The sequence below is a fragment of the Klebsiella sp. GW_Kp182 genome, from assembly GCF_040062275.1.
Classification (GTDB): domain Bacteria; phylum Pseudomonadota; class Gammaproteobacteria; order Enterobacterales; family Enterobacteriaceae; genus Klebsiella; species Klebsiella michiganensis.
This window is the reverse complement of record NZ_JBEAFQ010000040.1, coordinates 53,659-77,885: the sequence shown is the minus strand read 5'-3', so window position 1 is coordinate 77,885 and position 24,227 is coordinate 53,659. Positions and strand designations below refer to the sequence as shown.

Annotated in this window: 20 protein-coding genes and 1 pseudogene; 10 read left to right on the top strand and 11 right to left on the bottom strand. The window is 57.5% G+C overall.

The features are described 5' to 3' along the window. Window positions 1–7 precede the first annotated feature (7 nt). The 5 genes from foxA to uxuA all read right to left on the bottom strand — a co-directional run bounded on the left by foxA (window position 8) and on the right by uxuA (window position 7,031). The gene (gene foxA / locus ABLU88_RS17250) at window positions 8–2,116 is read right to left on the bottom strand and encodes a ferrioxamine B receptor FoxA (protein ID WP_088168441.1); all 2,109 of its coding nucleotides are present in this window, start codon (window positions 2,114–2,116) and stop codon (window positions 8–10) included. Between the two features lie 121 nt (window positions 2,117–2,237). Next, on the bottom strand, window positions 2,238–3,230 hold the full coding sequence (locus tag ABLU88_RS17245; protein WP_014228052.1) for an AraC family transcriptional regulator: 993 nt from the start codon (window positions 3,228–3,230) through the stop codon (window positions 2,238–2,240). A 152-nt stretch (window positions 3,231–3,382) separates the two neighbouring features. Further along, the gene (gene uxuR / locus ABLU88_RS17240; protein ID WP_004847986.1) at window positions 3,383–4,159 is read right to left on the bottom strand and encodes a Uxu operon transcriptional regulator; all 777 of its coding nucleotides are present in this window, start codon (window positions 4,157–4,159) and stop codon (window positions 3,383–3,385) included. Between the two features lie 138 nt (window positions 4,160–4,297). Beyond that, a complete protein-coding gene (locus ABLU88_RS17235) occupies window positions 4,298–5,773 on the bottom strand; it encodes a fructuronate reductase (RefSeq protein WP_014228053.1) in 1,476 nt (491 codons plus the stop codon). Window positions 5,774–5,846: 73 nt separating this feature from the next. Continuing rightward, the gene (uxuA, locus tag ABLU88_RS17230; RefSeq protein ID WP_014228054.1) at window positions 5,847–7,031 is read right to left on the bottom strand and encodes a mannonate dehydratase; all 1,185 of its coding nucleotides are present in this window, start codon (window positions 7,029–7,031) and stop codon (window positions 5,847–5,849) included. 675 nt (window positions 7,032–7,706) lie between these two features. On the opposite strand from uxuA, the gene ABLU88_RS17225 reads away from it, so the two are divergent. From ABLU88_RS17225 to ABLU88_RS17210, 4 genes and pseudogenes are all read left to right on the top strand, one after another. After that, a complete protein-coding gene (locus tag ABLU88_RS17225) occupies window positions 7,707–7,964 on the top strand; it encodes a YjhX family toxin (RefSeq protein ID WP_004110819.1) in 258 nt (85 codons plus the stop codon). A 10-nt stretch (window positions 7,965–7,974) separates the two neighbouring features. Continuing rightward, window positions 7,975–8,526 carry an N-acetyltransferase gene (locus ABLU88_RS17220; RefSeq protein ID WP_348837298.1) on the top strand — a complete coding sequence of 184 codons (552 nt, stop codon included), beginning with the start codon at window positions 7,975–7,977 and terminating at the stop codon, window positions 8,524–8,526. 11 nt (window positions 8,527–8,537) lie between these two features. Beyond that, window positions 8,538–9,074: pseudogene (locus ABLU88_RS17215) on the top strand (class I SAM-dependent methyltransferase); the annotation flags it as partial. 351 nt (window positions 9,075–9,425) lie between these two features. Then, complete coding sequence (locus ABLU88_RS17210) at window positions 9,426–10,172, top strand: class I SAM-dependent methyltransferase (RefSeq protein WP_224227290.1); 747 nt, start codon at window positions 9,426–9,428, stop codon at window positions 10,170–10,172. 124 nt (window positions 10,173–10,296) lie between these two features. Here the strand turns inward: ABLU88_RS17210 and ABLU88_RS17205 are convergent, their stop codons facing one another. Continuing rightward, window positions 10,297–11,637: a carbohydrate porin gene (locus tag ABLU88_RS17205; protein WP_348837295.1), complete on the bottom strand. Its 1,341-nt coding sequence runs from the start codon at window positions 11,635–11,637 to the stop codon at window positions 10,297–10,299. A gap of 122 nt (window positions 11,638–11,759) precedes the next feature. Further along, complete coding sequence (locus ABLU88_RS17200; protein WP_014228060.1) at window positions 11,760–13,157, bottom strand: MFS transporter; 1,398 nt, start codon at window positions 13,155–13,157, stop codon at window positions 11,760–11,762. A gap of 437 nt (window positions 13,158–13,594) precedes the next feature. On the opposite strand from ABLU88_RS17200, the gene ABLU88_RS17195 reads away from it, so the two are divergent. The 4 genes from ABLU88_RS17195 (at window position 13,595) to ABLU88_RS17180 (ending at window position 18,204) form a co-directional block, all read left to right on the top strand. Further along, entirely contained in the window at window positions 13,595–14,626 is a 1,032-nt protein-coding gene (locus ABLU88_RS17195; RefSeq protein ID WP_196546909.1) for a LacI family DNA-binding transcriptional regulator, read from the top strand. A gap of 251 nt (window positions 14,627–14,877) precedes the next feature. Beyond that, window positions 14,878–15,807 (top strand): dihydrodipicolinate synthase family protein, encoded by a 930-nt coding sequence (locus ABLU88_RS17190; protein WP_004848004.1) that lies wholly within the window; start codon window positions 14,878–14,880, stop codon window positions 15,805–15,807. A 142-nt stretch (window positions 15,808–15,949) separates the two neighbouring features. Continuing rightward, window positions 15,950–16,798: a fumarylacetoacetate hydrolase family protein gene (locus ABLU88_RS17185; protein WP_102803745.1), complete on the top strand. Its 849-nt coding sequence runs from the start codon at window positions 15,950–15,952 to the stop codon at window positions 16,796–16,798. 116 nt (window positions 16,799–16,914) lie between these two features. Next, window positions 16,915–18,204 (top strand): anaerobic C4-dicarboxylate transporter family protein, encoded by a 1,290-nt coding sequence (locus tag ABLU88_RS17180; RefSeq protein ID WP_004848008.1) that lies wholly within the window; start codon window positions 16,915–16,917, stop codon window positions 18,202–18,204. 74 nt (window positions 18,205–18,278) lie between these two features. On the opposite strand, the gene ABLU88_RS17175 is transcribed toward ABLU88_RS17180, so the two are convergent. Beyond that, complete coding sequence (locus ABLU88_RS17175; RefSeq protein ID WP_348837289.1) at window positions 18,279–19,646, bottom strand: formimidoylglutamate deiminase; 1,368 nt, start codon at window positions 19,644–19,646, stop codon at window positions 18,279–18,281. Between the two features lie 102 nt (window positions 19,647–19,748). Between ABLU88_RS17175 and hutC the strand changes: the two genes are divergently transcribed. Both hutC and ABLU88_RS17165 read left to right on the top strand, forming a co-directional pair. Beyond that, window positions 19,749–20,510 carry a histidine utilization repressor gene (gene hutC, locus ABLU88_RS17170; RefSeq protein ID WP_004848014.1) on the top strand — a complete coding sequence of 254 codons (762 nt, stop codon included), beginning with the start codon at window positions 19,749–19,751 and terminating at the stop codon, window positions 20,508–20,510. Continuing rightward, window positions 20,507–21,064, top strand: coding sequence for a HutD family protein (locus ABLU88_RS17165; protein ID WP_348837286.1), 558 nt, complete (start codon window positions 20,507–20,509; stop codon window positions 21,062–21,064). Before hutC ends, ABLU88_RS17165 begins: the two co-directional genes overlap by 4 nt. Before the next feature lie 33 nt (window positions 21,065–21,097). Here ABLU88_RS17165 and ABLU88_RS17160 read toward each other — a convergent pair whose 3' ends face one another. From ABLU88_RS17160 to ABLU88_RS17150, 3 genes are read right to left on the bottom strand one after another with little or no spacing between them, the layout of a single operon-like run. Beyond that, complete coding sequence (locus tag ABLU88_RS17160; protein WP_049080080.1) at window positions 21,098–22,630, bottom strand: aromatic amino acid ammonia-lyase; 1,533 nt, start codon at window positions 22,628–22,630, stop codon at window positions 21,098–21,100. 10 nt (window positions 22,631–22,640) lie between these two features. Then, a complete protein-coding gene (locus ABLU88_RS17155) occupies window positions 22,641–23,516 on the bottom strand; it encodes an ABC transporter substrate-binding protein (RefSeq protein WP_023329014.1) in 876 nt (291 codons plus the stop codon). A 30-nt stretch (window positions 23,517–23,546) separates the two neighbouring features. Further along, entirely contained in the window at window positions 23,547–24,227 is a 681-nt protein-coding gene (locus tag ABLU88_RS17150) for an ABC transporter permease (protein WP_064405198.1), read from the bottom strand.

Here is a 24,227-nt window from a genome sequence, read left to right as displayed (position 1 = left end):
AGCGCGATCAGAACTTCCAGGAGACGCTGCCGACGATACTGCGCTCTGCGCCAAAGTAGCAGTAAGAGAGCGAGTTACAGGCGGCAACGTAGCTCTTGTCGGTCAGGTTATTCACGTTCAGCTGGGCGCTGAGGCCTTTAATTCCCACCTTCGACAGGTCATAGCCGATCGCCATATCCACCAGCGTCCAGGACGGCAGAGTGTGCGTATTCAGGCGGTCGCTGGTAATGCCGTTGACGTAGCGCACGCCGGAACCCAGCGTCAGGCCATCCAGCGGGCCGCTTTTCACATCATAGCTCAGCCAGGCGCTGGCCTGATTGCGCGGTGCGTAAACTGCACGCTTGCCTTGCTCTTCCGGGCTGCTTTTCTTATAGCGAATGTCGGTGTAGGTATAGGCGGCCTGCAGGCGGAAGCTATCCGTTAGCTGGCTTATCGCCTCCAGCTCCACCCCTTTCGACTCAATTTCACCAATCGAACGATACGGATCGGTCGGCTCTTCTTTGGTGGCGATATTGGTCTGATTGATGCGGAATACCGAGGCGCTGAACTGGCTGTTCATTCCTTCCGGCTCATACTTCAGCCCGGCTTCCCACTGCTTGCCTTTCATCGGATCCAGCACGTTGCCGTTTTCGTCGGCGAAGCTGGTGGGCGTAAAGGCGGTGGAGTAGCTGATGTACGGGGCAAACCCGTTATCGAACAGATACAGCAGCGCGGCGCGGGTGCTGAAGTTGTTCTTATCCAGATCGCTGCGCGTTTGATTAAGCTTATCGATGTTGGAGACGCTGACCTGGTCGTAGCGTCCGCCGAGGGTCAAACGCCAGCGCTCCCAGGACATTTGATCCTGTAAATAGTAGCCGGTCTGGCGCAGCTTGTGCTTCTCGCGGCTATACATGGTGATGTAATCCGGCTTCGCGCCGTAGACCGGATTAAAGGCGTCAATGGCCGGGAATGCGCCATAGTAGCCGGTGGTGTCGTTGCTGCGGTCCTGATAGTCGATCCCTATCAGCAGGCGATGGTTAACGGCCCAGGTATCGACGCTGCCGTCGAGCTGGTTATCGAGGGTGATGGCGTTCATCTTTTCGTCCGAGCCGGAATAGCCGCGGTTCAGCTCGGTTTCGTTCAGCCAGCCTGCGGCATAAACCTGATTCAGCTCGACTTTGGTATGCAGGTAGCGCAGCTTCTGCCGCACCGACCAGCCGTTATCAAACAGATGCTCGAAGTTGTAGCCGACCATATTTTCGCGGCGATCGTACTTGTCGTAGTCATCTTCTCCCTCGAAGAAGGTGTTAGCGATTTTCTTGCCGTAGTGCGGCACCACGGTACCTTCATAGGGGAGGCCCGAGTGGCTGCCGCCCTCCGGGTCGCGATGCAGATAGGCCATTAAATCAAGGCGCGTCTGGTCGGTGATGCGCCAGGTCAGGCTGGGCATAATCGCGTAGCGCTGCTCTTTTAAGGTATCAAACTGCGAGTCTGCATAGCGGGTCATGCCGCTTAAGCGCGCCGCCACGCGATCGTTATCGTCCAGCGCCCCGGTAACGTCAAACGCCGCCCCGCGCTGGTTGTTATTCCCGGCAAACAGCTTAATTTCCCCGCCGGGATCGAATGAGGGTTTACGCGAGGTGAGGGCGACGATGCCGCCGGGCGAAGAGCGGCCGTACAGCACCGAGGCAGGGCCGCGCACCACTTCGATATTTTCCAGGAACCACGGATCGACCACCAGCGAGCTGTGCGAGTTGGTATCGCCCATCATTTTCAGGCCGTCGAGATAGACGTTATCCAGGCTGCCGTCGGAGAAGCCGCGCAGGACGATATAGTCAAAGCGGTTGGAGGCACCAATCTGGTTGCTGTATACCCCGGGGGTATAGCTCACGGCCTGGCGGACGCTGATCGCGCCCTGTTCTTCAAACTGCTCGCGCGTGATAATAGACACCGATTGCGGGGTCTCTATATCCGGGGTGGCAATTTTGGTCGCGCCGCTCTGCATCTGCGAAGTGACCACGATGGTTTCGTTTTTTGTTGTTTCCTGGGCCAGCAGCGGGAAGGCGACGCCGCCGGTCACCCATCCTACCAGTAGCGCCAGGCGAGTTTTCGCAAACATGAACATCTCCAAAGGCATTTCTAATTGTTAATAAGAATTATTACCTTTTTGATGCTGTCTATAGCTATGCGCAATGCCAGGATACGTATGCGCGCTGCCAAAGCCGCTGACTATTTTTCGCAAAAAGGGGAAAAATGGATTAGCCCGGCTTTTGCACATCGCAGGGCGAGATGCCGTAGCGCCGACGAAAAGCGGTAGAGAAGTTGGTGGCGTGCTGGTAGCCCGACATCCAGGCCGCCTGCTGCACGCTATAGCCCTCCAGCAGATAGCTTCTTGCCCGCGCCAGCCGGCAATCGCGCAGGTAGTCAAAAACCGAACAGCCGTAGGCCTGGCGAAACTTACTGCGCAAGCTGCTGGAGCTCATCGCCGCCCGCTGGGCCAGCTCATTGAGGGTGTAGTCGTTTTCCGGCGCCTGCTCCAGCAGGCGGCGAACTCTCTCCAGCCGCTGCTGTTCGCCGCCCGCCGGGGCGACGTGCTTCGCGCTTTCATCCTGACAGACGCTCAGCCCATGACCGAACAGCTGCAGGATAAGCCCTTCCAGCATCAGCTGTCGGGACACGCGACTCAGCGCGCTCTGCTGCGCGTACTGCAGTCCGCTCAGCAGAAAACCCGGTATCTGCCAGATAAGCGTTGGCGTCTGGCACCTTTCCCACTCGCGCATCAATGAATCGAGCAGGCCATCGCGCCAGGTGCCGTCCGGGTAGAGTCCGAGGGAGAGCGTACGGAGCCGGCTGTCGGCATCGTGGCGGGCGCGCATGGCCTGATGTTCGCTAAGGCGCGAGGTGAAGGCCATCCCGGAACGCACCAGGTGCTGCTCCCCGTTGAGGGTCAGCGCGACGCAGCCTTCCAGCACCACCAGCATATAGAGCGGGCTACTGTGGCGGGAGGTGGTCTCATAAGGCTGCAATACGTGAACATCAGAATGGGTGACGCACATGCCGCAGGGCAGGGTCATCTCTTCCACTTCTCCCCGCAGCACCGGGCTGGCGTGCGGAGGCTCCGGCTTTTGCAGCAGCTGCGGGAAGCGGTAGTCGATACCGTATCGTTCACCAAACGCCATAAACTCGCTGACGGAGAAGGTTTTCCTCAGCGCCTGGCGGGCGGGTTCGTTCTGCGTAGTTGTCTTGTTCATGCGGTTTTCGGCACCGGAGAGGGCGTCATCGGATGACGTCACCTTATCACTGCGCGGGCAGGGCGACAATAAAGATGAGAATCATTATCAACTTTTGCGCTGCGGCACAGAAGGCGCGCGGACGGCCGCTATCCGTGCGCCAGCGGCAGGGATCAGGCGTCTGCGTTGTCCAGCGGCCAGGAGTCGAACAGGTAGCCGTCGAAGTAGATATCATCGACGTTGGAGAACTCCAGCAGGCGGCGTTTGACGTTTTCCAGATGCTGCCACATGGCAAGCTTGGCCGCCCGGGCGTCTTTTTTGATTAAGGCGGCGAGGATCCGTTTGTGATCCACCAGCCACTCCTGGCGGTAGTGGGTATCGCCGAGATGGCGGTGCAGCTGGATCCACATGGGGTTATTTTCCCGCCACTGCCATGACTGTCTGAACAGCTCGACCAGCATACTGTTGTGGGTCGCTTCGGCAATGGCCAGATGAAACTGCATATCGCCGCTTTCGGAGCCGCCCGGCGCGCTGCTGGCCAGCTCGCGCTCTTCCAGCTGCAAAGCCTGGCGCATTTTGATGATATCTTCCCGGGTTGCCTGCAGGGCGGCAAATTCGGCGATATTGCTCTCCAGCAGCTGGCGGGCCTGCAGCAGTTCAAACGGACCGGCATCATTGCAATGATTGATGTCCGCGCTCTCCGCCGCGCCTTCTCCGACGGCGTTATCGAGCACGTAGATCCCGGCGCCGCGGCGCACTTCGACCAGCCCTTTAATCTCCAGCATGATCAGCGCCTCGCGGACCACGGTGCGGGTCACGTCCAGCATCTCGGCGATTTCACGTTCCGGCGGTAAGCGATCGCCGGGGTTATAGGGCGTCTGGACGATCAGATTGCGGATCAACGCGCCGACTTCCTGATAGGGTCTGTGCTGAGAAGTTTGTGATTTCATGATGTTATGTTGTGAGATGCGATAGCCCAGTGGCTGACTATAGCATCTGGCCAGGGGGTTGGCACCTCCCCGTGCGCGGAGAGTGGGAAAACGGGTCAACCACATTGGTGTGCAGTTGACCCATGGCAGGACAGAGCGTTACAGGCCGCCGCCGAGCGCCGCAACGCACTCGCGGGCGCCGCGTTCGCACAGCGCGTGGTAAGCCTGCGTCACCGCCGCAATAAAATCGCTATTGTCCGGCAGATCGTGGGCAAAAATTCCGCTTAACGCCAGCAGCGCGGCGACGCGTTCTGCGCCCTGAAAACGCTGGTTGATCTGTTGGATCTCCGCCAGCAGCGGGTCGACGACATCAATAGGCTGCCCCCGCTCGTCGATGCCCTGGGTATAGCGCATCCAGCCCGCCACGCCGAGCGCCAGATGGCGCCAGCTGCTGCCGTTTTGCAGATGCAGACGGATGGGATCCAGCAGGCGCTGCGGCAGCTTCTGGCTACCGTCCATGGCGATCTGCCAGGTACGGTGGCGCAGCGACGGGTTGCTGAAACGGGCAATCAGCAGCGTGGCGTAGGCCTGGAGATCGGTGCCTTCCGGCATGGAGAGCGTCGGCGCCTGCTCCTGCATCATCAGGGCGAAAGCCGCTTCACGATAGGCCGGGTTGGTCATGGTATCGGCGATGGTTTCATAGCCGCCGAGATAGCCAAGATACGCCAGGAAGGAGTGGCTGCCGTTGAGCATCCGCAGCTTCATCATTTCAAACGGCACGACGTCTTCAACAAACTGCGCGCCGACTTTATCCCACGCCGGGCGGCCGCTGACGAAGCTATCTTCAATCACCCACTGGCGGAACGGTTCGCAGGCGATGGCGCACGGATCGTAGACCCCAAGCTGGTCGGCAATCTCCTGCAGCGTTTCCGGCGTCGCCGCGGGTACGATGCGGTCAACCATGGTGCACGGGAAGGTGGCATGGGCTTCAATCCACGCCGCCAGCAGCGGGTCGCGCGCCTGGGCCAGACCAAGCACCGCCACTTTCGCCACGTGGCCATTCTCGCGGACGTTATCGCAGGACATCACCGTAAAGGCCTCAAGCCCCTGCTCACGGCGCAGGCGCAGCGCTTCGACGATATAGCCTATGGCGGATTTCGGCGTCGTCGGGTTGGCGAGGTCGTGTTGAATCAGCGGGTTGTTGAGATCGAGCTGGCCGCTGGCCGCATCGGTGCAGTAGCCTTTTTCAGTGACCGTCAGGGAGACGATTGCCGTGTGCGGACGCGTCATGGCGCGCAGAATGCCGTCACAGCCGTCGATTTCCGGATGCAGCGCCTCTTTCATCGAACCGATAATTTTCAGCGCGGTGCTGTCAGCGCCTTTTTCCGCCACCGTGTAGAGCAGCTGCTGATTTTTCAGCTGTTCAATCAGAACGCGATCGTTGCCCGGCATCAGGTTGACTTCGCAGATGCCCCAGTCGCTGTCGCTGGTTTCCAGCAGATGATGGGTATAAAGCGCCTGATGCGCGCGGTGAAATGCGCCGCAGCCCAGGTGAACGATGCGGGATTCCAGGCGAGAACGATCCCACGCGGGGCGCGTCACCGGCAGGTTGCTGTCGGCAATGGTTGCAGTCATAGCAAACTCCAGAGTGGGCCGCAAAAGGCGGCCGAAGAGGTAAAGGCGGGACGTCGGCCCCGCCAGTCAGGAATTAGCGGCTAAAAAAAGCGCGCTGAATCGCCAGCTCGACGCCGCGAACTTCAGCCAGCCCTTTCAGGCGACCAATCGCGGAATAGCCGGGGTTGGTTTTCTTTTTCAGATCGTCGAGCATCTGGTGGCCGTGGTCAGGACGCATAGGGATAAGATCCTCTTTGCCTTCCGCTTTACGGCGGTGCTCTTCTTCAACAATCGCTTTCACCACTTCGTACATGTCCACGTCGCCGTGCAGGTGAGCGGCTTCGTGGAACGTTTTCGGGTTCTCTTCGCGCAGCGTAGAGCGCAGATGGGTGAAGTAAATGCGCGGGCCGAACTGCTTAATCATATCCACCAGATCGTTGTCGGCGCGGACCCCGTAGGAGCCGGTGCACATGGTAAAGCCGTTAGCCATGCTGTTCACCGTGTCGACCATCCACTGCATATCTTCAATGGTCGAGACGATGCGCGGCAGGCCGAGAATCGGGCGCGGCGGATCGTCCGGGTGTACCGCCATACGTACGCCAACCTCTTCGGCGACGGGGATAATCGCTTTCAGGAAGACGGCGAAATTCTCGCGCAGCGCGGCTTTATCAATATCTTTATAGGTGGCAAGGTGCTGGCGGAACTGGTCGAGGGTATATCCCTCTTCCGCGCCCGGCAGACCGGCGATAATGTTGCGGGTCAGGCGCGCTTTATCTTCATCGCTCATGGCGGCGAAACGCTGATTCGCCTGAGCGACCTCTTCGGCGGTGTAGTCCGCTTCCGCGCCCGGACGCTTGAGGATATGCAGTTCAAAGGCGGCGAATTCAATTTGATCGAAACGCAGGGCTTTGGAGCCATCCGGCAGGACGTATTCCAGGTCGGTACGGGTCCAGTCGAGGACCGGCATAAAGTTGTAGCACACGGTACGGATGCCGCACTGGGCCAGATTGCGCAGGCTCTGCTGGTAGTTAGCGATCCACTTGGCGTAGTTGCCGGTATGGGTTTTGATCTCTTCGTGAATCGGTACGCTTTCGACCACCGACCATACCAGCCCGGCGGCTTCCACGATGGCTTTACGCTTGAGGATTTCGTCAACCGTCCACACTTCACCGTTCGGAATATGGTGCAGGGCGGTAACCACTCCGGTCGCGCCCGCCTGACGGACGTCAGCTAAAGTGACCGGATCGTTAGGGCCATACCAGCGCCATGTCTGTTCCATGCTTAACCTCTTTCACGTTATTGACCTGCTTCAGGCCGCTGCTTTGATGGTAGCGTCGGTTCCGGTCAACCATCGTAACGGAGGGGAAACCAGACGATATGGCGTATAAATTCCTCCAATTGGTCGAACATGTCAACCATGAATGGTGAATTGGTAAACCAAAATGTGACGGAGATGTGCGAAGGGGAGGAAACGTTAAACAGGGCGGCATTGATAAACCGCCACGGGGCGCGGGCTGATTCTGCTGGCGTTAGTGTTAAGCATTTTTCATGTACTTCAAGAGATTACTCAGAACCGGGGAAGTGGAATTCTTCATGGGCATAGGGTCAGTGCGCGGCGGGTAGCGTCGTGTTGCGAAATGGTTAACCAATGTACCAAACCTATCGACCAGAAGAACGGAGGCGGTCATTGATGCCGGCCGGAGCGCGTACGGACTCGCAGCAGATCACACTTTTTGATTATTACGATTTCCATATAAAAACTACGTGTTATCATTCCGCTGGTAAATACCTTTTCAACTCTCACCGAGGCTTTGATGCTGGAGAATGTCATCATCAGATAATCAGCTTCCCGACCTTTTCAGGCCGGACTGGTTATCGCTGCGCTTAAACCTTACGCGAACACCTGCGGGTGTTGGCTCGTTTTTACGCATGATGATTAACAGGTTTCTTCAGTATGAATCTATCCCGTCAGGAACAACGTACCTTACACGTTCTCGCTAAAGGTGGCCGGATCGCGCACATCCGCGATGCATCAGGCCGCGTCACCTCTGTTGAATGCTACAGCCGCGAAGGGCTCCTGCTCAGCGACTGCACGCTCGCCGTTTTCAAAAAACTCAAAACCAAAAAGCTGATTAAGTCCGTCAACGGACAGCCCTACCGCATCAATACCACCGGGCTGAATAACGTCCGCGCACAGCTGGACAATCGCTAAGGAGCCTCTGATGACAAACCACAGCTTCACTTTTCATGTCGCCTCTGAAGGCGATACCGATGACATTCTCGACGTCGAAACCCGGGCTTTCGGCTACAGCAAAGAGGCCAGGCTGGTGGCCGATTTGCTTAACGATGAGAGCGCCTGCCCGACGCTATCGCTGCTGGCCAGGCATAACGGAGAGGCGGTTGGGCATATTTTATTCACCCGGGCGATGTTCAAAGGGGAGCCGGACTCGCCGATGATGCACATCCTTGCTCCCCTGGCGGTGGTGCCGGAATACCAGGGCGTAGGCGTTGGCGGAGAGCTTATCCGGCACGGCATTGAGCAGTTGAAAGCAATGGGAAGCCAGACGGTATTTGTTCTGGGCCACGCCGCTTACTACCCCAGGCACGGGTTTGAGCCATGCGCGGGAGATAAAGGCTATCCGGCGCCTTATCCGATTCCCGCGGCGCATAAAGCCTGCTGGATGCTGCAGCCGATTTCGTCTCAGCCGCTGGGGCGAGCGGGCCAGATACAGTGCGCCCGGGCGTTAATGAAACCCGAGCACTGGCGCGAGTAATCAATAAGGAGATGATGATGACTATTGGCACGATTATTACAGGTTCCAGGCATATCGCGTTGTCATCCCGGGAGAGCAAAATCCCCTGGGATGAACCGGCTTTTAGCCAGCGTATGCTGGAGAACCACCTGTCGCAGGAGCACGACTGGGCCAGCCGCAGGCGGGCGGTTATCGAACAACAGGTCGCGTGGATTGCCGGACAGCTACCCGCCGGCGCGCGCATTCTGGACCTCGGCTGCGGGCCGGGCTTTTACACCCGCCTGCTGGCGGAGCGCGGCTTTTACTGTACGGGCGTGGATTTTTCGCCGGCGTCGATCGCCTGGGCCCGGCAGCAGGCGCAGGCGGCCGGGCTGGATATTACCTATCACCAGCAGGACGTTCGCGAGTACGCGCCGGAAACCCAGTTTGATTTCATTATGATGACCTTCGGTGAACTGAACGTGTTCAGCGCGGCTGAGGCCCGCTCGCTGGTTCATCGCTGCGCGCAGTGGCTGGTTCCGTGGGGAAAGCTGCTCATCGAGGTTCATACCTATGCAGAGGTTAAACGTCAGGGAATGGCCGATCCCGGCTGGCAGCGCTGTCCGCAGGGGCTGTTTCTTGATGTTCCGCACCTGCTGCTGACGGAGCACGCCTGGGATCCGGCGGCGCAAACCAGCTCCACGCGGTTTATGGCGATTGAAGAGAGCGGCAAGGTGACGCGCTTCGGCAGCCGGATGACCGCCTGGCATGATGATGCTTATCTCGACCTGCTGCGCACGGCGGGTTTGACCACCATTACTCGCCCGGATGAGGCGGAATGGCCGGTCAGCGAAACCTTTACCGGCAAGCTGTACGCGCTGCTGGCCGAAAAAAACGTTCCCGATTCTCTTTCCGCAAAACCCATAAAAGGAATTCAACCATTGGATATCCCACGTATTTTCACCATTAGTGAAAGCGCTCATCGCATCCATAACCCGTTTACGCCGGAAAAATACGCCGCCCTTGGCCGGGTGCTGCGAATGAAGGCCGGAACCCGGATACTCGATCTTGGCAGCGGGTCGGGGGAGATGCTCTGTACCTGGGCGCGCGATCGCGGCATTCGCGGCATCGGCGTCGACATGAGCGCGCTGTTCAGCGAGCAGGCTAAGCTGCGGGCAGAAGAGCTCGGCGTTGCCGACCGCGTGACGTTTATTCACCAGGACGCCGCCGGTTATGTGGCCGAGGAAAAATGCGACATCGCCGCCTGCGTGGGCGCGACCTGGATCGCCGGCGGCGTCGCCGGGACTATCGAGCTGCTGAGCAAAAGCCTCAAGCCCGGCGGTATGCTGCTGATCGGCGAACCGTACTGGCGCCAGGTACCGGCAACGGAAGAGATAGCACAGGCCTGTGGCGCCTCTTCGCTCGCCGACTTTCTGACGCTTGCCGATCTGGTCTCCTCTTACGATGCGCTTGGCTATGACCTCGTCGAAATGGTGCTGGCGGACCAGGAAGGTTGGGACCGCTACGAAGCGGCGAAATGGCTCACCATGCGCCGTTGGTTAGAGGAAAACCCCGATGATGAGTTTGTGCCAGAAGTCCGGGCGGAGCTGACGATGGCGCCAAAACGCCATGCGACTTATACGCGTGAATACTTTGGCTGGGGCGTGTTTGCGTTAATCAAGCGGTAGTTGAAATACCCGGCATAGCAGGAAGGCTATGCCGGGATCAGGGGGGGGCAGAACCGCAGGAAAGGGCGCCCCTGGGTAATGATCACACGCACTGGGTCAGGCCTGACGGCGGCAGCCCGTTTTATCAGAATTTGACGGTCACCTGATTGCCGAGCACCCAGGCGTTTTTAATCTCTTCGCTTCCTCCCGGATGAACCAGCAGTTGCAGGTTAGGGCGCACGGTCAGCCATGGCGTCGCGCGAAAGCTATAATGCAGCTCTGCGGCGTACTCGGCTTTGCGAACCGGAACATACAGAGGGTTATCATAATCATCGATCCCCCGCATCTGGTTCAGGAGCTGCGCCCGACGGGCGACTCTGTCGTTGGCGTGCATTTTACTGACGCCGAAGCTGATAAAGTCCTGCGGACGGCTGGCGAAAGGGCCTTGATAAATGGCGCCGGCCTGAATCTGATAGTCCATTGTCGCCGTATCTTTATCATTCATTGCCAGATGCCCGAAAAGGCTAAGGCCACGTTGGCGCTGGCTGCTCGAGTAGGTCAGTTGCTGGACGATATAGAGATAACCTCCGTAGCGGCCGTCGTGTCGCCGGGCGGCCTGGTGCGTGAGCACATAGGGATCGCCATTGTCATCATCCAGCACATCATTGGCGTCCGCCGTGTTATACCATCCCCCGAGTTTCCAGATGCCGGGGAGTTTTGCCGCGCCGAGAGTAGGTCGATATCCCAGTTCAAAAAGGTACATGTACCCCAGATGCCCGGTACCATCCAGCTGGAAGCTTCCGTGGCGGGTGGCGTAGGCAGGATTGTACTGAAACGCGCCGGCCTGGACGTAAAGCGCCGGGGCAGGGCTGTATTTAAGACGGCCGCCCCACTGGCCTATGGGGGTGTTATACCAGACGCCGCTGCCGTGGCCGGCTAAAGAACCGCACAGCGACAGGTTTTGAAAAAAGCAGCCGTTGTTATCAAAATCCTCTCCCGGCGGCATCAGGCCCACCTTGAGATCCAGCTTTTTATCCCACCCGGTTTTTTTGAACCAAAACTGCGTCGCGTGCCATGTTTGCCCCCGACCGTAGTTGCTCTGAACACCGGAGCCTATTACCGGCGCGAGCGGATCCTGAAGGCGATCCTGAGTCAGATCTCGACCGTTACGATTATTCACCGACGCTTTAAATTCACCGTCGTGAATACCTAAAATCTTTTCCAGATCCATATTTACGCCGAGAATATACTGGTCGCTGTAGCGCAGAGTTTTATCGCGATCGTAACCGCCGTAGATATTCGTGGCCGTCATTGCGCTATATTCCAGCGTAAAATCATAACCATGACGGCGCAGATCCGTACGCACGCCTCCCCATTCTCCGGTCATGTTTTTTGCGGTGGGGGAAAAAAGCGTCTCGCTGGCCAGCGTCTGTAAAGGGTGTAGTAAAGCCAGCAGCATCGTGCCGCTGTGGATGAATTTGTTCATGTTTTTACCGCCTGTTAATGATCCAGGTCTATGAATAATTCCCGGTAAGGCGCAGCTGAATCAGCAGACTGCGCCGACCTCCCGTCAGAGGTGGCTCCGCGCTTCCCGGAGCCACAGGCCCTCTATGGCGACAGCTCTTCTAACGATTTTCCTTTGGTTTCAATGGCAAAAAGCCAGGTAATTAAGCCACCAATCAGCGCAATGACCGCGAAAGTAATAAACACAAAGCGGATCCCGAAGCCGCTGACGATAAAACCGACCATCAGTGGGCCGATGGATGACCCCGCCCGGAGCCATGCGCTGGAATACGCGGTGCCGATAGCGCGCAGTCGGGTGGGGTAAAGCTCTGCCGCGTACAGATAAAGCGAGAAAGCGATGGTCTGCAGAATGGCGTAGGTCAGGCTGCCCAGAATCAGAATTTCAACGGCGGATTTCGCGCCCAGAACGGAGAGCGTAATCAGCGGAACGATGGCCAGTAAAAAGGCCCATGTGTACCAGCGTTTGCGCCCGACGCGGTCGATCATCAAGGCGCAGATCACCGAAGCCACGACGCCGCAGGAAGAGGTGATCCAGCCGTAGGCCAGACTGGTATCGAGGGAGAGGTTAAACCAGGTTTTGTAGAGGGTTGGAAACCAGGTGATCATTCCGTTGTTGACGCTATAAACCGTCAGCCACAGTCCCCAGAGCATAAAGGTGCGGGATTTATAGATACCGCCAAAGAGGGCCTTAACCCCTTCCGGAGCCGCTTTTTGCACCGCGGGGGCTTTTATTTCCGGTTCGGGCAATGTCATCCCGCGCCTGATGACCTCTGATTCCAGCGTCGATACGATGCTGTCAGCTTCCTTCAGCCTCCCTTTTGCTGTCAACCAGCGCGGTGATTCCGGCATCAGCCAGCGCAGGGGAACGGTCAGCGCGGAGGGGACTAAGCCAATTAAAAACATGACCTTCCAGCCATAGATGGGCACCAGAAAATACCCCACCAATCCGGCAAACATCATGCCGATAGGGAAAATCACTTCATACAACAAAAAGAAACGCCCGCGCTTTTTGGCGCCGACAAATTCATTGATATAGGCGCTGGCAACGGGGACTTCCGCACCGATACCCACCCCCTGTAAAAAGCGAATAACAAGAATTGACCAGCCGTTCCAGGCAAAAAGGCAGGCCGCATCCATGAGTACGAACATGATGATGGTGATACGCAATACGCCGATACGGCCTATTTTTTCCGCCAGCGAGCCGAAAAACAGGGCGCCGCACAGCTGGCCCACGTAGCTGGCCGCAATAATAAGACCGACAAACGTCGGCGTGAGACCCCACTCCTGGGTAAGCTGGGGGAGCGCAAAAGCGATAGCAATAATGGTATAGGCATCGAAAAACGTCGATAAGCCGACGATAACGCGGATCGCTTTCAGCCGTCGGGTGATGGGGAGGCGTTCCAGCCTTGCCAGCAGCGCGTCTGGCGTGGACGCCGTTCCGCTGGCAACGGCGTAATCTGAAGCAATGGCCTGAGTTGACATAGTATTACCCTGTTAAACGTTGTCTGGGGCATACACGTAAGGTTCTGAATAACCACAGGGCAACGAACCCTTATTCATCGACGTGCTGCATATAATGCTGTCCTGATGTGTTTATGATAACGTTACTGCAATCGATTTCACTTGCAGCTAATCCTTTGCTGGATTCGCCGCTAAGTCAATTACGCCTGTTGTATAAATGTCGAGCAGTTCACAATCTGAAAAAACTCACGCGCAAAAAGGCGAAGCGGCGAATGCAAAGCAAAATGGATAAGAAATGTGAATTAACGACCAGCCGAATGAACCCGGCAAAGTGAAGCACCATTCCTTTTGTCCGGGCGAGGTTTGACGTAAGATCCTTTAACCCCACGGTTTGGACGATGGTATCCGTTGAACGGGCAACACGGATTTTTACCCGCATTGATGAGTTGGAGCAGCAGATGGATCAAGAAAGTGAACTGAACGATTTGCCGGAAAAAAAGCTGGCGACAATGCGGGATGTTGCTCGCGCTGCGGGCGTGAGCGTCTCGACCGTTTCGCGCGTACTCGATGAACGGTTACCCACCTCGCGCAGCGCCTCGGCAGAGAAAATTCGCCAGGTGGCCCGTGAGCTGGGCTACCGTCGGGACTATGTTGCTTCCAGCCTGCGCCGGGGCGATACCGGAACGCTTGGCGTCCTGGTGCCGAGGCTGACCGATGCCGTTACGGCGATGCTTTTCGAAGAGATAGCCAGGGCGGCGGCCAGGCGAGGCTATTTCGCGATCGTTGCGACCTGCGGTGATAGCAAGGAGCAGGAGAAAAACGCCGTGGAATCGCTGCTGGATCGCCGCGTGGATGGGTTGATCATGTCTACCTGCCGGCTGGACGATCCTTTGCCGCAAACCCTGCGTGAACGGGATGTGCCCCACGTTCTGGCGCTGCGTACCGACGGTTTTAGCCCCTCATCGGTCGGGGACGATGAGCTTGGCGGCTATCTGGCTACCCGACACCTGATTGATTTAGGCCACCGCGATATTGGCCTGATTGGCGGCCCTGATTTTGCCTCCAACGCGCGCAACCGGCGTAAGGGCTTTGAGCGGGCAATGCAGGAAGCCGGGCTCAGGATCGAAGCGGAATGGTGCTGTCATTCAGATTTTAATATCGCCTCGGGGGAGCAGCAGGGAATGAAAATTCTCAGCCAGCCTCATCGCCCGAGCGCGCTATTTGCCGTCAATGACGAGCTGGCGATCGGCGTCCTCGCGGCCGCGCACCAGCAGGGGCTGGTGATTGGCGAAGATCTCTCCCTGGTCGGCTACAATGATATTCCCCTGGTGAGCAGACTGCCCGTGGCGCTGACCTCGGTCAGAACGCCGCTGGAGCATATCGCCAGCAATGCGGTTGATATGTTATTGAATCCAGAGATAAATAATAATATGCGGATTACCACGCCTTCCCTTATTCCCCGTAAGTCTACCGCGTCTCCACGTAAATAATCCCCCTGCGATCCTCCCCGACTTTCCAGGAGAAAGCGGGGAGGGTTGAATTTTGTATAACGGATCTCATCCTGGATGCAGATCGCGGTTTAGTTTGTGATCTGCGTTGCATTTTTAACCAACATGGCGTTGACGGTTTTATTTTTGAGGTTCAATGTCAACGTCGTGAAAACGATTGCAGAAACGATTTCACTTCCGTTTCAAAGAATCGCTTAACCGTAAACAAATGCTTACTCATCAAGGGGATATTTATGATTAACATCGATCTGAGAGGTTTGACTCCGGCTCCGGTTACACCCTTCACTCGCGATGGACGCGTAGACTATGATGCCATTCAGCGCCTCGGCAGCTGGCTGGGCAGCATCGACGGGGTGAAAGGTCTGGTGGTGCTGGGACATGCAGGGGAGGGGACTTTTCTGACCCAGGAAGAGCAGGCGAATGTGATCCGCGCGTTTGTGAAGTCCGTGGATGATAAGCTTCCGATCATTGCCGGCATCACCGGGGAAGGGACGGAAGTGGCTGCGCTGGAGGCGAAGCGCGCCGTTGCCGCCGGCGCATCCGCCGGTTTGCTCTATCCTTCCCACGGCTGGCTGCGCTTTGGCTATCAGGATGGCGCGCCTCAGGATCGCTACCGCGTGGTGTACGAAGAAAGCGGCCTGCCGCTGATTCTTTTCCAGTATCCGGATGTCACTAAAGCCACCTACAACCTGAAAACGTTGCTGGATATCTCCGCGCAGCCGGGCGTATTTGCCATGAAGAATGGCGTACGTAATATGCGCCGCTGGGATACCGAAATTCCGGTTATTCGCCGCGAGCGTCCGGATCTGCAAATCTTAAGCTGCCACGATGAGTATCTGCTGCATACCGCCTTTGATGTGGATGGCTTCCTGGTCGGCTACGGCAATATCGCGCCTGAGCCGTTAATTGAAATGATTAAGGCGGGTAAAGCGGGCGATTACGTTAAAGCGCGTGAGCTGCACGACCGACTGCTGCCGGTGACCAAAAGCGTCTACCACCGCGGTTCGCACATGGAAGGGACCGTGGCCCTTAAACATGCTCTGGTTGCGCGCGGGATCCTTGAACATGCCACCGTTCGCTCACCGCTGCTGCCGCTCGAAAATGGCGCTGAAAAAGAGATCCACGACGCCATGCGCGCCGCTGAGCTGGGCCGCGTCGGTTAATTTATTCTGCGTCTGTTGTTAATCCGCAATGCAGAGATATCGCTTACTGTATTGCGGATCATCGGTTACTTCGCCCCGGTATTTTTTGCTGCTCTTCATCATAACGTCGGGGCTTTCACCTCTGTATATTGCTGGGTGATTTATGAAACTATTAAGCTTTCGCGTTAATGATAAAAACAAATATGGCCTGGCGACCGCTGACGGCGTCATCGATCTGCAGGCGCGGTTTCCTCAATATGGCAGCCTGCTGGAATTTATACCGCATCTTCATCTTGTTGATACTCTGCCGCCGTCTGCGAAACAGGCGAACTATTCTTTCGACGAGATCGCTTTCCTGCCGGTCATTACTGAACCGAAAAAAATTATCTGCGCTGGCGTGAATTATCGCGATAAAAACGCTGCTGGTGACGAGAAGCCCTCTAACCCAGTGCTATTCATCCGCTTTGCGGATTCACAGACCGGGCATCTGGCACCGCTCCTCAAGCCGGAACGCAGCAATGAGTTTGACTATGAAGGCGAAATGGCGCTGGTGATGGGCCGTGGAGGACGCAATATACCAGAGCAGGAGGCGCTGCATTATGTTGCCGGCTACAGCTGCTATATGGATGGCTCCGTGCGCGACTGGCAGCATGCCTGCTTTACCGGCGGCAAAAACTGGCCAGCGACGGGCGGCTTCGGCCCCTGGCTGGTGACCGCGGACGCTATCCCCGACCCGCAAAATCTGAATATTACTACCCGACTGAATGGCCAGACGGTGCAGCAGGATAATACGGGCAGCATGTTGTATTCAATTGCCGAACTCATTGCGTATATCAGCACCTTCAGCGCGCTCTCTCCGGGAGATGTCATTCTGACCGGCACGCCCGGAGGCATCGGAAAAAAACGTACCCCGCCGCTCTTTATGCAGCCCGGGGACAGGGTGGAAGTCGAGATTGAGCAGATCGGATGCCTGATAAATAGCGTGCGCAGCGATGCCGCGGTAGCGCGATAAGTTATCGTTTTGTATCCAAAAACAGGGTGAGAGCGCGTTTGCCCGGCGGCCAGGACTTGCAGGCCATTTAATCATGTAAAGGGTTAATGCCGGACAGGGAGCCGTGGAGGCAATGTATGATATTGGTTCAGTTTCTGGTGGTGCTGCTGTTTCTGTACATCGGCATGCGGGTCGGGGGGATCGGCGTGGGGTTTGCCGGCGGCGCCGGCGTGATTGTCCTCAGCGCGCTCGGCGCCACGCCGGGTGATATGCCGATGCTGGTTATCGTATTTATCATGGTGGTGATCGTGGCGATTGCCGCCATGCAGGAGGCCGGCGGTATTGAATACCTTGTTGACCTCACCGAGCGCCTGCTGCGCCGCTATCCGCGATTGTTAGTCATCACCGCGCCCCTTTCCACCTGGCTATTAACCATGATGGCCAGCACCGGGCAGGTCTCTTTTGCCTGTATGCCGGTTATTGTCGGCGTGGCGAAAGAGAACAATATAAAACCCACCCGGGCGCTTGCTCTTTCGGTCGGCGCCTCTTTGCTGGGCATTGTGGCGTCGCCCATTTCTGCGGCGGTGATTTTCTTCTCGGGGATTCTGGAAAAGGGCCATTCTGGCTGGGGCTATATTGAGCTTATTGCGGTATCAATCCCGTCCACCTTTCTGGCGCTGCTGGTCACCTCCGTTTTTTACCTGTGCTGGGACAGGATCCGCCAGCAGGATCGGCTCAATGACAATCCGGTTCAGGTGCAGGCAAGGACTGCGCGGGCGATCCCGCCCTGTGCCGGTCGTTCGGTGCTGATTTTTATCGTCGGGCTGGTTGTGGTGCTGGTTTATGCGATTGTCACCAGTCCGAAGCTCGGGCTGATTGCCCATCCGGTCATGAGCAGCGGACAGGCGCGGGTAGGGGTGATGATGGGCGTTGCGCTGCTGATTGTGGTGTGCTGCCGGGTTAACGTACACAAGGTCCCGTCCGGCTCGGTGTTTAAAACCGGGATGACCTCCTGCATCTGTATTCTCGGCGTCGCCTGGCTGGGTTCAACCTTTATGGACAGTAATCAACAGTGGTTGCAAAGCGCGGTCTCGTCACACTTGCTGGATTCGCCCATGATGCTGGCCATTATTATTATGGCGGCCTCATGCTTCTTGTATTCTCAGGCGGCCTCCACAAAAATTTTATTCCCCGCCGCGCTGAGTATGGGCGTTGCCCCGGCTATTTTGGTTGCCTGCTTCCCGGCAACGGCTTCTCTTTTTATTCTGCCAAACTATCCGACGCTGCTGGCGGCGGTAGAGCTGGATGATACCGGCTCCACCAGACTGGGCCGACATATTATCGATCACCCTTTTCTGCTGCCTGGCCTGGCATCGGTCCTGCTTTCAATGCTCTTCGCCGCGGGGCTGGCTTATTGGATTCAGTGAATCGCCTGAGGCTTTTACTTTGAATACCTCCGAAAACAAAGCGGTTCACCGTCGGTGAACCGCTTTTTTCGATATCAGGCTGCAAGATCTTTCATCACCTGAATAAATGCCTGAGAGACAGATTCTTCTTTATGGTGATGCCCATCCTCAATCACCCAGCGTCCGCCAGTCATCACCGCGGTAATGGGATTAGATGAGCAGGCGAAGATCCAGCGGTTGAGCAGCATCTGGTCTTCTGCGCTGGCGATAAAGGGATTCTGGCTATCCAATACGACCAGATCGGCCCGATATCCTACGCTTAGCTGGCCAATGTTTTGGCCCAGCGCTCTGGCGCCGCCTCGTAGCGCCCCTTGATACAGAACGTTGCCGACGTGAGGCTCGCCTGGGACGATGAGCCGGTTGCGGCGCTGGGCTATCAGGCGCTGCCCGTATTCGAACCAGCGTAAATCCTCGCTGACGCTGACGCTAATGTGGCTGTCGGAACCAATTCCCCAGACGCCGTTATGCTCCAGATATTGTGGGCCAGGGAATATGCCATCGCCGAGATTGGCTTCGGTGGTCAGGCACAGGCCGGCCACCGCACCGGATGTGGCGATCTTCATCGTTTCCTGAGGCGTCAGATGAGTGGCGTGGATCAGGCACCAGCGCGAATCCACGGGGAGATGGTTGTACAGCCACTCCACCGGGCGTTCGCCGGACCAGGCCAGGCAGTCATCCACCTCTTTTTGCTGTTCAGCAATATGAATATGAATCGGCTGCTGGCCAGGATGGCAGGCCAGAATGGCGCCAATCTGCTCCGGCGTAACGGCCCGTAATGAGTGGAAGCACAGACCGGTACGCTGCATTGGCTCGCCGGCCAGCCGCGATGTGAGCGACTCGTACATTGTCAGGTAGCTGTCGCTATCGTTGATAAAGCGGCGCTGTCCAACGGAGGGCGGCTGCGCGCCAAACCCGGCGTAACTGTACAGGACGGGCAGCAGCGTCAGGCCGATGCCGGTATGTTTCGCCGCGCTGGCGATACGCAGCGCTAATTCCGTCCGCTCTTCATAAGGCGCGCCGCTGCTGCTGTGATGCAGATAGTGGAATTCGGCGACCGAAGTGTACCCGGCTTTCAGCATTTCGATGTACAGATAGCTGGTGATGGTTTCCAGCTGTTCTGGCGTAATTTTATCTACCAGCCTGTACATCAGATCCCGCCAGGTCCAGAAGCTATCCGACGGGTTTCCCGCCACCTCCGTTAACCCGGCCATCGCCCGCTGGAAGGCATGGGAGTGCAGGTTCGGCATACCCGGCACGACGACACCTTTGATGCGCGTCGCCTGCGGATTCGGCGCTGCGTTCTTTTCCAGCGCGGTTATGATGCCTTCTTCGGACACGGTTATGCCGACATTATTTGCCCAGCCATCAGGCAACAGCGCTTTTTCTGCCAACCAGACTGCCATTTTACCACCTTATTATCAGTGCTAATGTATATACATGTACATATATATACATCTAACAGGTCATAGAGTAAACTGACAACGTCAGCATATGAGGAATGGTTAATGGCGCGTAACGACCTGTCAAATTCGGATTCCATGGATGAGTTACTTGAACATCCCGCCCCCTTTTATGAAAGGGTAAAGGCCATGATCAAAACCAAGATCCACAGCGGGGCATGGCCCGCGAATTACCGTGTTCCTTCTGAAAGCGAACTGGTCACGCTGTTTGGCTATAGCAGAATGACGATTAACCGCGCGTTGCGAGAACTGACCGCGGAGGGCTTGCTGGTGCGGATGCAGGGGGTCGGTACTTTTGTCGCCGAAATTCGCGGCCAGTCGGCGCTGCTGGACATTAACAATATCGCTGACGAAATCGCCAGCCGTGGCCATCGCCACCACGCCAGAGTCTTCAGACTGACGGAAATCGAAGCCGATGCCCAGCAGGCATTCAGCTTCGGCATGCAGCAGGGTTGCGGTCTGTACCATTCGCTGATTTGCCATTATGAAAATGGCGTACCGGTTATGCTGGAAGATCGACTGGTGAATATGCAGGTTGTGCCGGACTACCTGCAGCAGGATTTTACTCGTATCACGCCGAACGCCTATCTCTCCTCAATTGCCCCGATTGTTGAAGGCGAACACGTTATTGAAGCGGTCAACGTCACGCGGGCCGAGTGTGTTTACCTGGAAATTGATGAACATACGCCTTGTCTGCTGGTCAATCGTCGGACGTGGACCGGCCGTCAGGAGAAGAAAATCGTCACCAGCGTGCGCCTGGTCTATCCCGGTCCGCGTTACCGCCTGGAAGGGAGCATGCGCAAATGATCCGTCTGCTCCCTGCCGGGTTGTATACGGAAATGCCCTGGAAAAACGGCCAGGGCGTGACGCGCGAAGTGGCCCGCTATCCGGAAGCGGGGGAATATGACTGGCGTATTTCCCTGGCGACCATTCGCCAGCCTGGTCCGTTCTCCGCATTTCCCGGCTACCTGCGCAATATCAGCGTGCTGGAAGGCGGCGGGATGTACCTGACAATCGATGGGCAGCGCAGCTCATTGATTGCGCCTTTCCAGGCGCTGGGGTTTAACGGCGCGAGCGGCGTATCCTGTGAGATTGTCGGCGGCCCGCTGCTGGATTTTAATGTGATTTACCGGGAAGCCGCTCTGCGGGCGACGGTGAGCTGGTGCGGGGCGGGGACGTGGTCGCATCAGGGCGGACTGCGGATATTGTTTAATGCCGGGCCCGCGTTGCGGGTGAGCATCGGCGACCAACGCTATTTACTGGAACATTACGACAGTCTGCTGGTGGATGAAGCGGTAGCGCTGGTTATCCAGGACTCTCCGGGCGCGCGTCTGGCCCGCATCACGCTGATTCCCCTTTAATCACGCCGCAGGTTCCTCCTGCGGCGCCTGTTGTCACTCCTCTTCGCACAATGCCTGCAGCATCGCGCTGAGTTCGCCCTGATTAATCAGGGCGCGTAGCGCATGTATATCGGGGTAGAGCAGCGTATCTTTATCCCGGAACGGCACCGCCTGACGCACTCTCTCCAGCGTCGCCTCGCTGCCCACGGCGGCACGCAGCGGGCGATGGAACTCCAGCGCCTGACAGGCGCACAGCAGTTCGATGGCGACGATGTCCACGGCGTTTTCTACCGCCTTAAGCGCTTTACGTGCGGCGGCAACTCCCATGCTGACATGATCTTCCTGACCGGCGCAGGTGGATACCGTGTGGATACTGGCCGGGCCGGCCAGACTGCGGTTATCGCCCGCCAGCGCAGCGGCGACGTAGGGTGGGATCATCATCCCGGAGTACCCCGAATCCGGCGAGATAAGAAAGGCCGGCAGCCCGCTGAGATGCGTATTGGTTATTCGGTCGCAACGGGCCTGGGAAGCGGTGCTCAACTGGGCAATCGCAACGGCCAGCGCATCCAGCGCCAGCGCCGTTGGCGCACCGTGACCGTTGCCCCCTGGCATCACGATAAGCCTGTCTTCTTCTACCAGAAACAGCGGGTTATCGGTCACCGAATTGAGTTCGATGGTCATAATCTGCCGACAGTGGGCCAGCTGGTCGCGCACCGCGCCGTGGATCTGGGGGATACAGCGTAAACTAAGCGCGTCCTGAACCCGGTGGTCGCGATAACGCGCCAGGATCTCGCTGCCTTTTAGCAGGCGGCGCAGGTTTTGCGCGGTTTCCTGCTGTCCGGGATGAGGGCGCAGGGCGTGCAGGCGGGCATCGTAGCCGCGCGTATTGCCCCGCATGGCCTCGAGGCACATCCCGCCCGCCATATCGGCGACGGGGAGCAGACGCTGGAAATCCGCCACGGCCAGGCAGCCCAGCGCGGTGATCTCATAGGTACCGCCGACCAACGCGTGACCCTCTCTGGGACCGGGAACATAGGGCGGGATACCCGCCCGCGTCAGCGCCTGTTGCGCCGGCAGCAGTTCTCCCTGATACCAGCATTTGCCCTCGCCGAAGACCGCAAGGCCGATATGGGCGGTGGCAATCAGATAACCGACGGAGCCGCCGGCGGGTGACCACGGCGTGACCTGACGGTTCAACATATCGGCGATACGCTGCGCCAGCGCCGGGGTAACGCCGCTGTATCCCTGCAGCAGGGATTTTAACGTCACCGCCATCATGGCCCGCACTTCACGCACCGTCAGGTCCGGACCGACTCCGCAGGCGTGGCTGCGCAGCATATTCAGCTGAGTATCCGTCATCCTGTCCGGGGACAGCCGGGTGGTGACCAGATCGCCGACGCCGGTCGTCAGCCCGTAGATTACCTGGCCTTGTTCAATGGCGCGCTGAATACGGCTGCTGACCCGCGCCATATTATCCAGCGCGGCCTTCTCCAGCGCGATCGGCGCGCCGTCGGCAATCCGCACTATCTCATCCACAGTACCCGGTGCCTGCCCGAGGGTAATGCTGCCGTTCAGAGGAGTTGTCATGTCTGCGACCTTATTGGCTAAATCCGTGTTTTACCAGCCACTGATGCGCGATATCGTCGATGCTGACAAATTCGGCAATTTTCTCGTTCATGTCGATCAGATCTTCAGTCGTTAGCTGAGCAGAGACTTTATTCAGCGTGGTGGTCACGGCGTCATTCAGCGCTTCACTGGCGACGATTGGCACAATATTTTGCGCCGCGAACAGATGTTTTGTGTCTTCCAGCACGACAAGGCGATCTTTTTTGATTGCTGGCGAGGTTGAAAGCAGATCGGCGACCTGGACCTGGTTATTTTTCATGGCGCTGAGCGTCAGCGGCCCGCCGACGTCCAGCACTTTAAAACTCTTAAAGTTCAGCCCGTACACGTCGCGCAGGCCGGAGAGCCCCTCATGGCGGGTTTTCCATTCCGCCGGGCCGCCCAGCACCAGTTGGCTGGCAACAGGCTGTAAATCGGCGATGGTTTTCAGTTTATATTTATCGGCGGTTTTCTGCGTCACGGCCAGAACGTCGATATCCTGAGCCTGGGAGATCTGCAGCATTTTAACTTTCTCCGGCAGCTTAGCGGCCAGCTCTCTGGCGACATCCTCACTACCGTGTGCCGCATTTTTCGCATCCAGATAGCTCAACAGCGCGCCGCTGTATTCCGGGATCAGCGTGATGGAACCGTCCAGCAGCGCCGGGATATACACTTCGCGGCTGCCGATGTTCAGCTTTTTCTCCACCGGGATATTTTGCGCTTCTAACGCACCCGCATAAATGGTGCCCAGCAGTTGGCTTTCCGGGAAGTCTGCAGAACCGACAATGACTTTCGGCGCGGCCCAGGCCGATGAGGTCGCCGACAGCAGCAGCGCTGAACACAGCGTCAAAATACGTTTTTTCATATTCATTGAGGTATCCTTTTGAGCAGTGGAATGAGGTTATGGGTTTTTAATACGCCGGGTAATACCGGGTGAAACGACTATTTTTTGCGAGACAGAGAACAAGCAGTCGATCAGTAAAGCCAGTAGCGCCACCAGCATGGCGCCGGCGATCATCTGGCTGAAATCGTTCGCCGCGCGTCCGTCAATAATCAGACGTCCGAATCCCCCCAGCGAGACATAGGCTGCGATGGTGGCGGTGGAAATAATCTGCAACGTGGCGCTGCGCACGCCGGAGAGGATCAGCGGAAGCGCGCAGGGCAACTCCACCTGTAGCAGGATCTGCAGCCGCGTCATCCCCATGCCGCGAGCGGCATCAAGGACATAGGGATCGAGCGCGCGAATACCCGCATGCACACCCAGCGCAATCGGCGGGAGCGCCAGCGCCACCAGCACCAGAATACAGGGCAGAATAAAGGCCATATCGGACTCAAACTCGCCGGAAAGTAAAATCACCAGCAGAATAATCAGCCCAAATGAGGGCAGGGAGCGCAGGGCGTTGGTGGTACCGATGAGCAGGCCTTCCCCTTTGCCGGTATGGCCGGTGTAGCAGCCGACGGGAAACGCGATGATAAAGGCGATCGCCAGAGCGACAGCGCTATAGCTGATGTGCTGCGCCAGAAGGGGGAAAATGCCGCCCTCACCAAACCAGTGGATGGGATCCATAAACCAGGTAAGCAT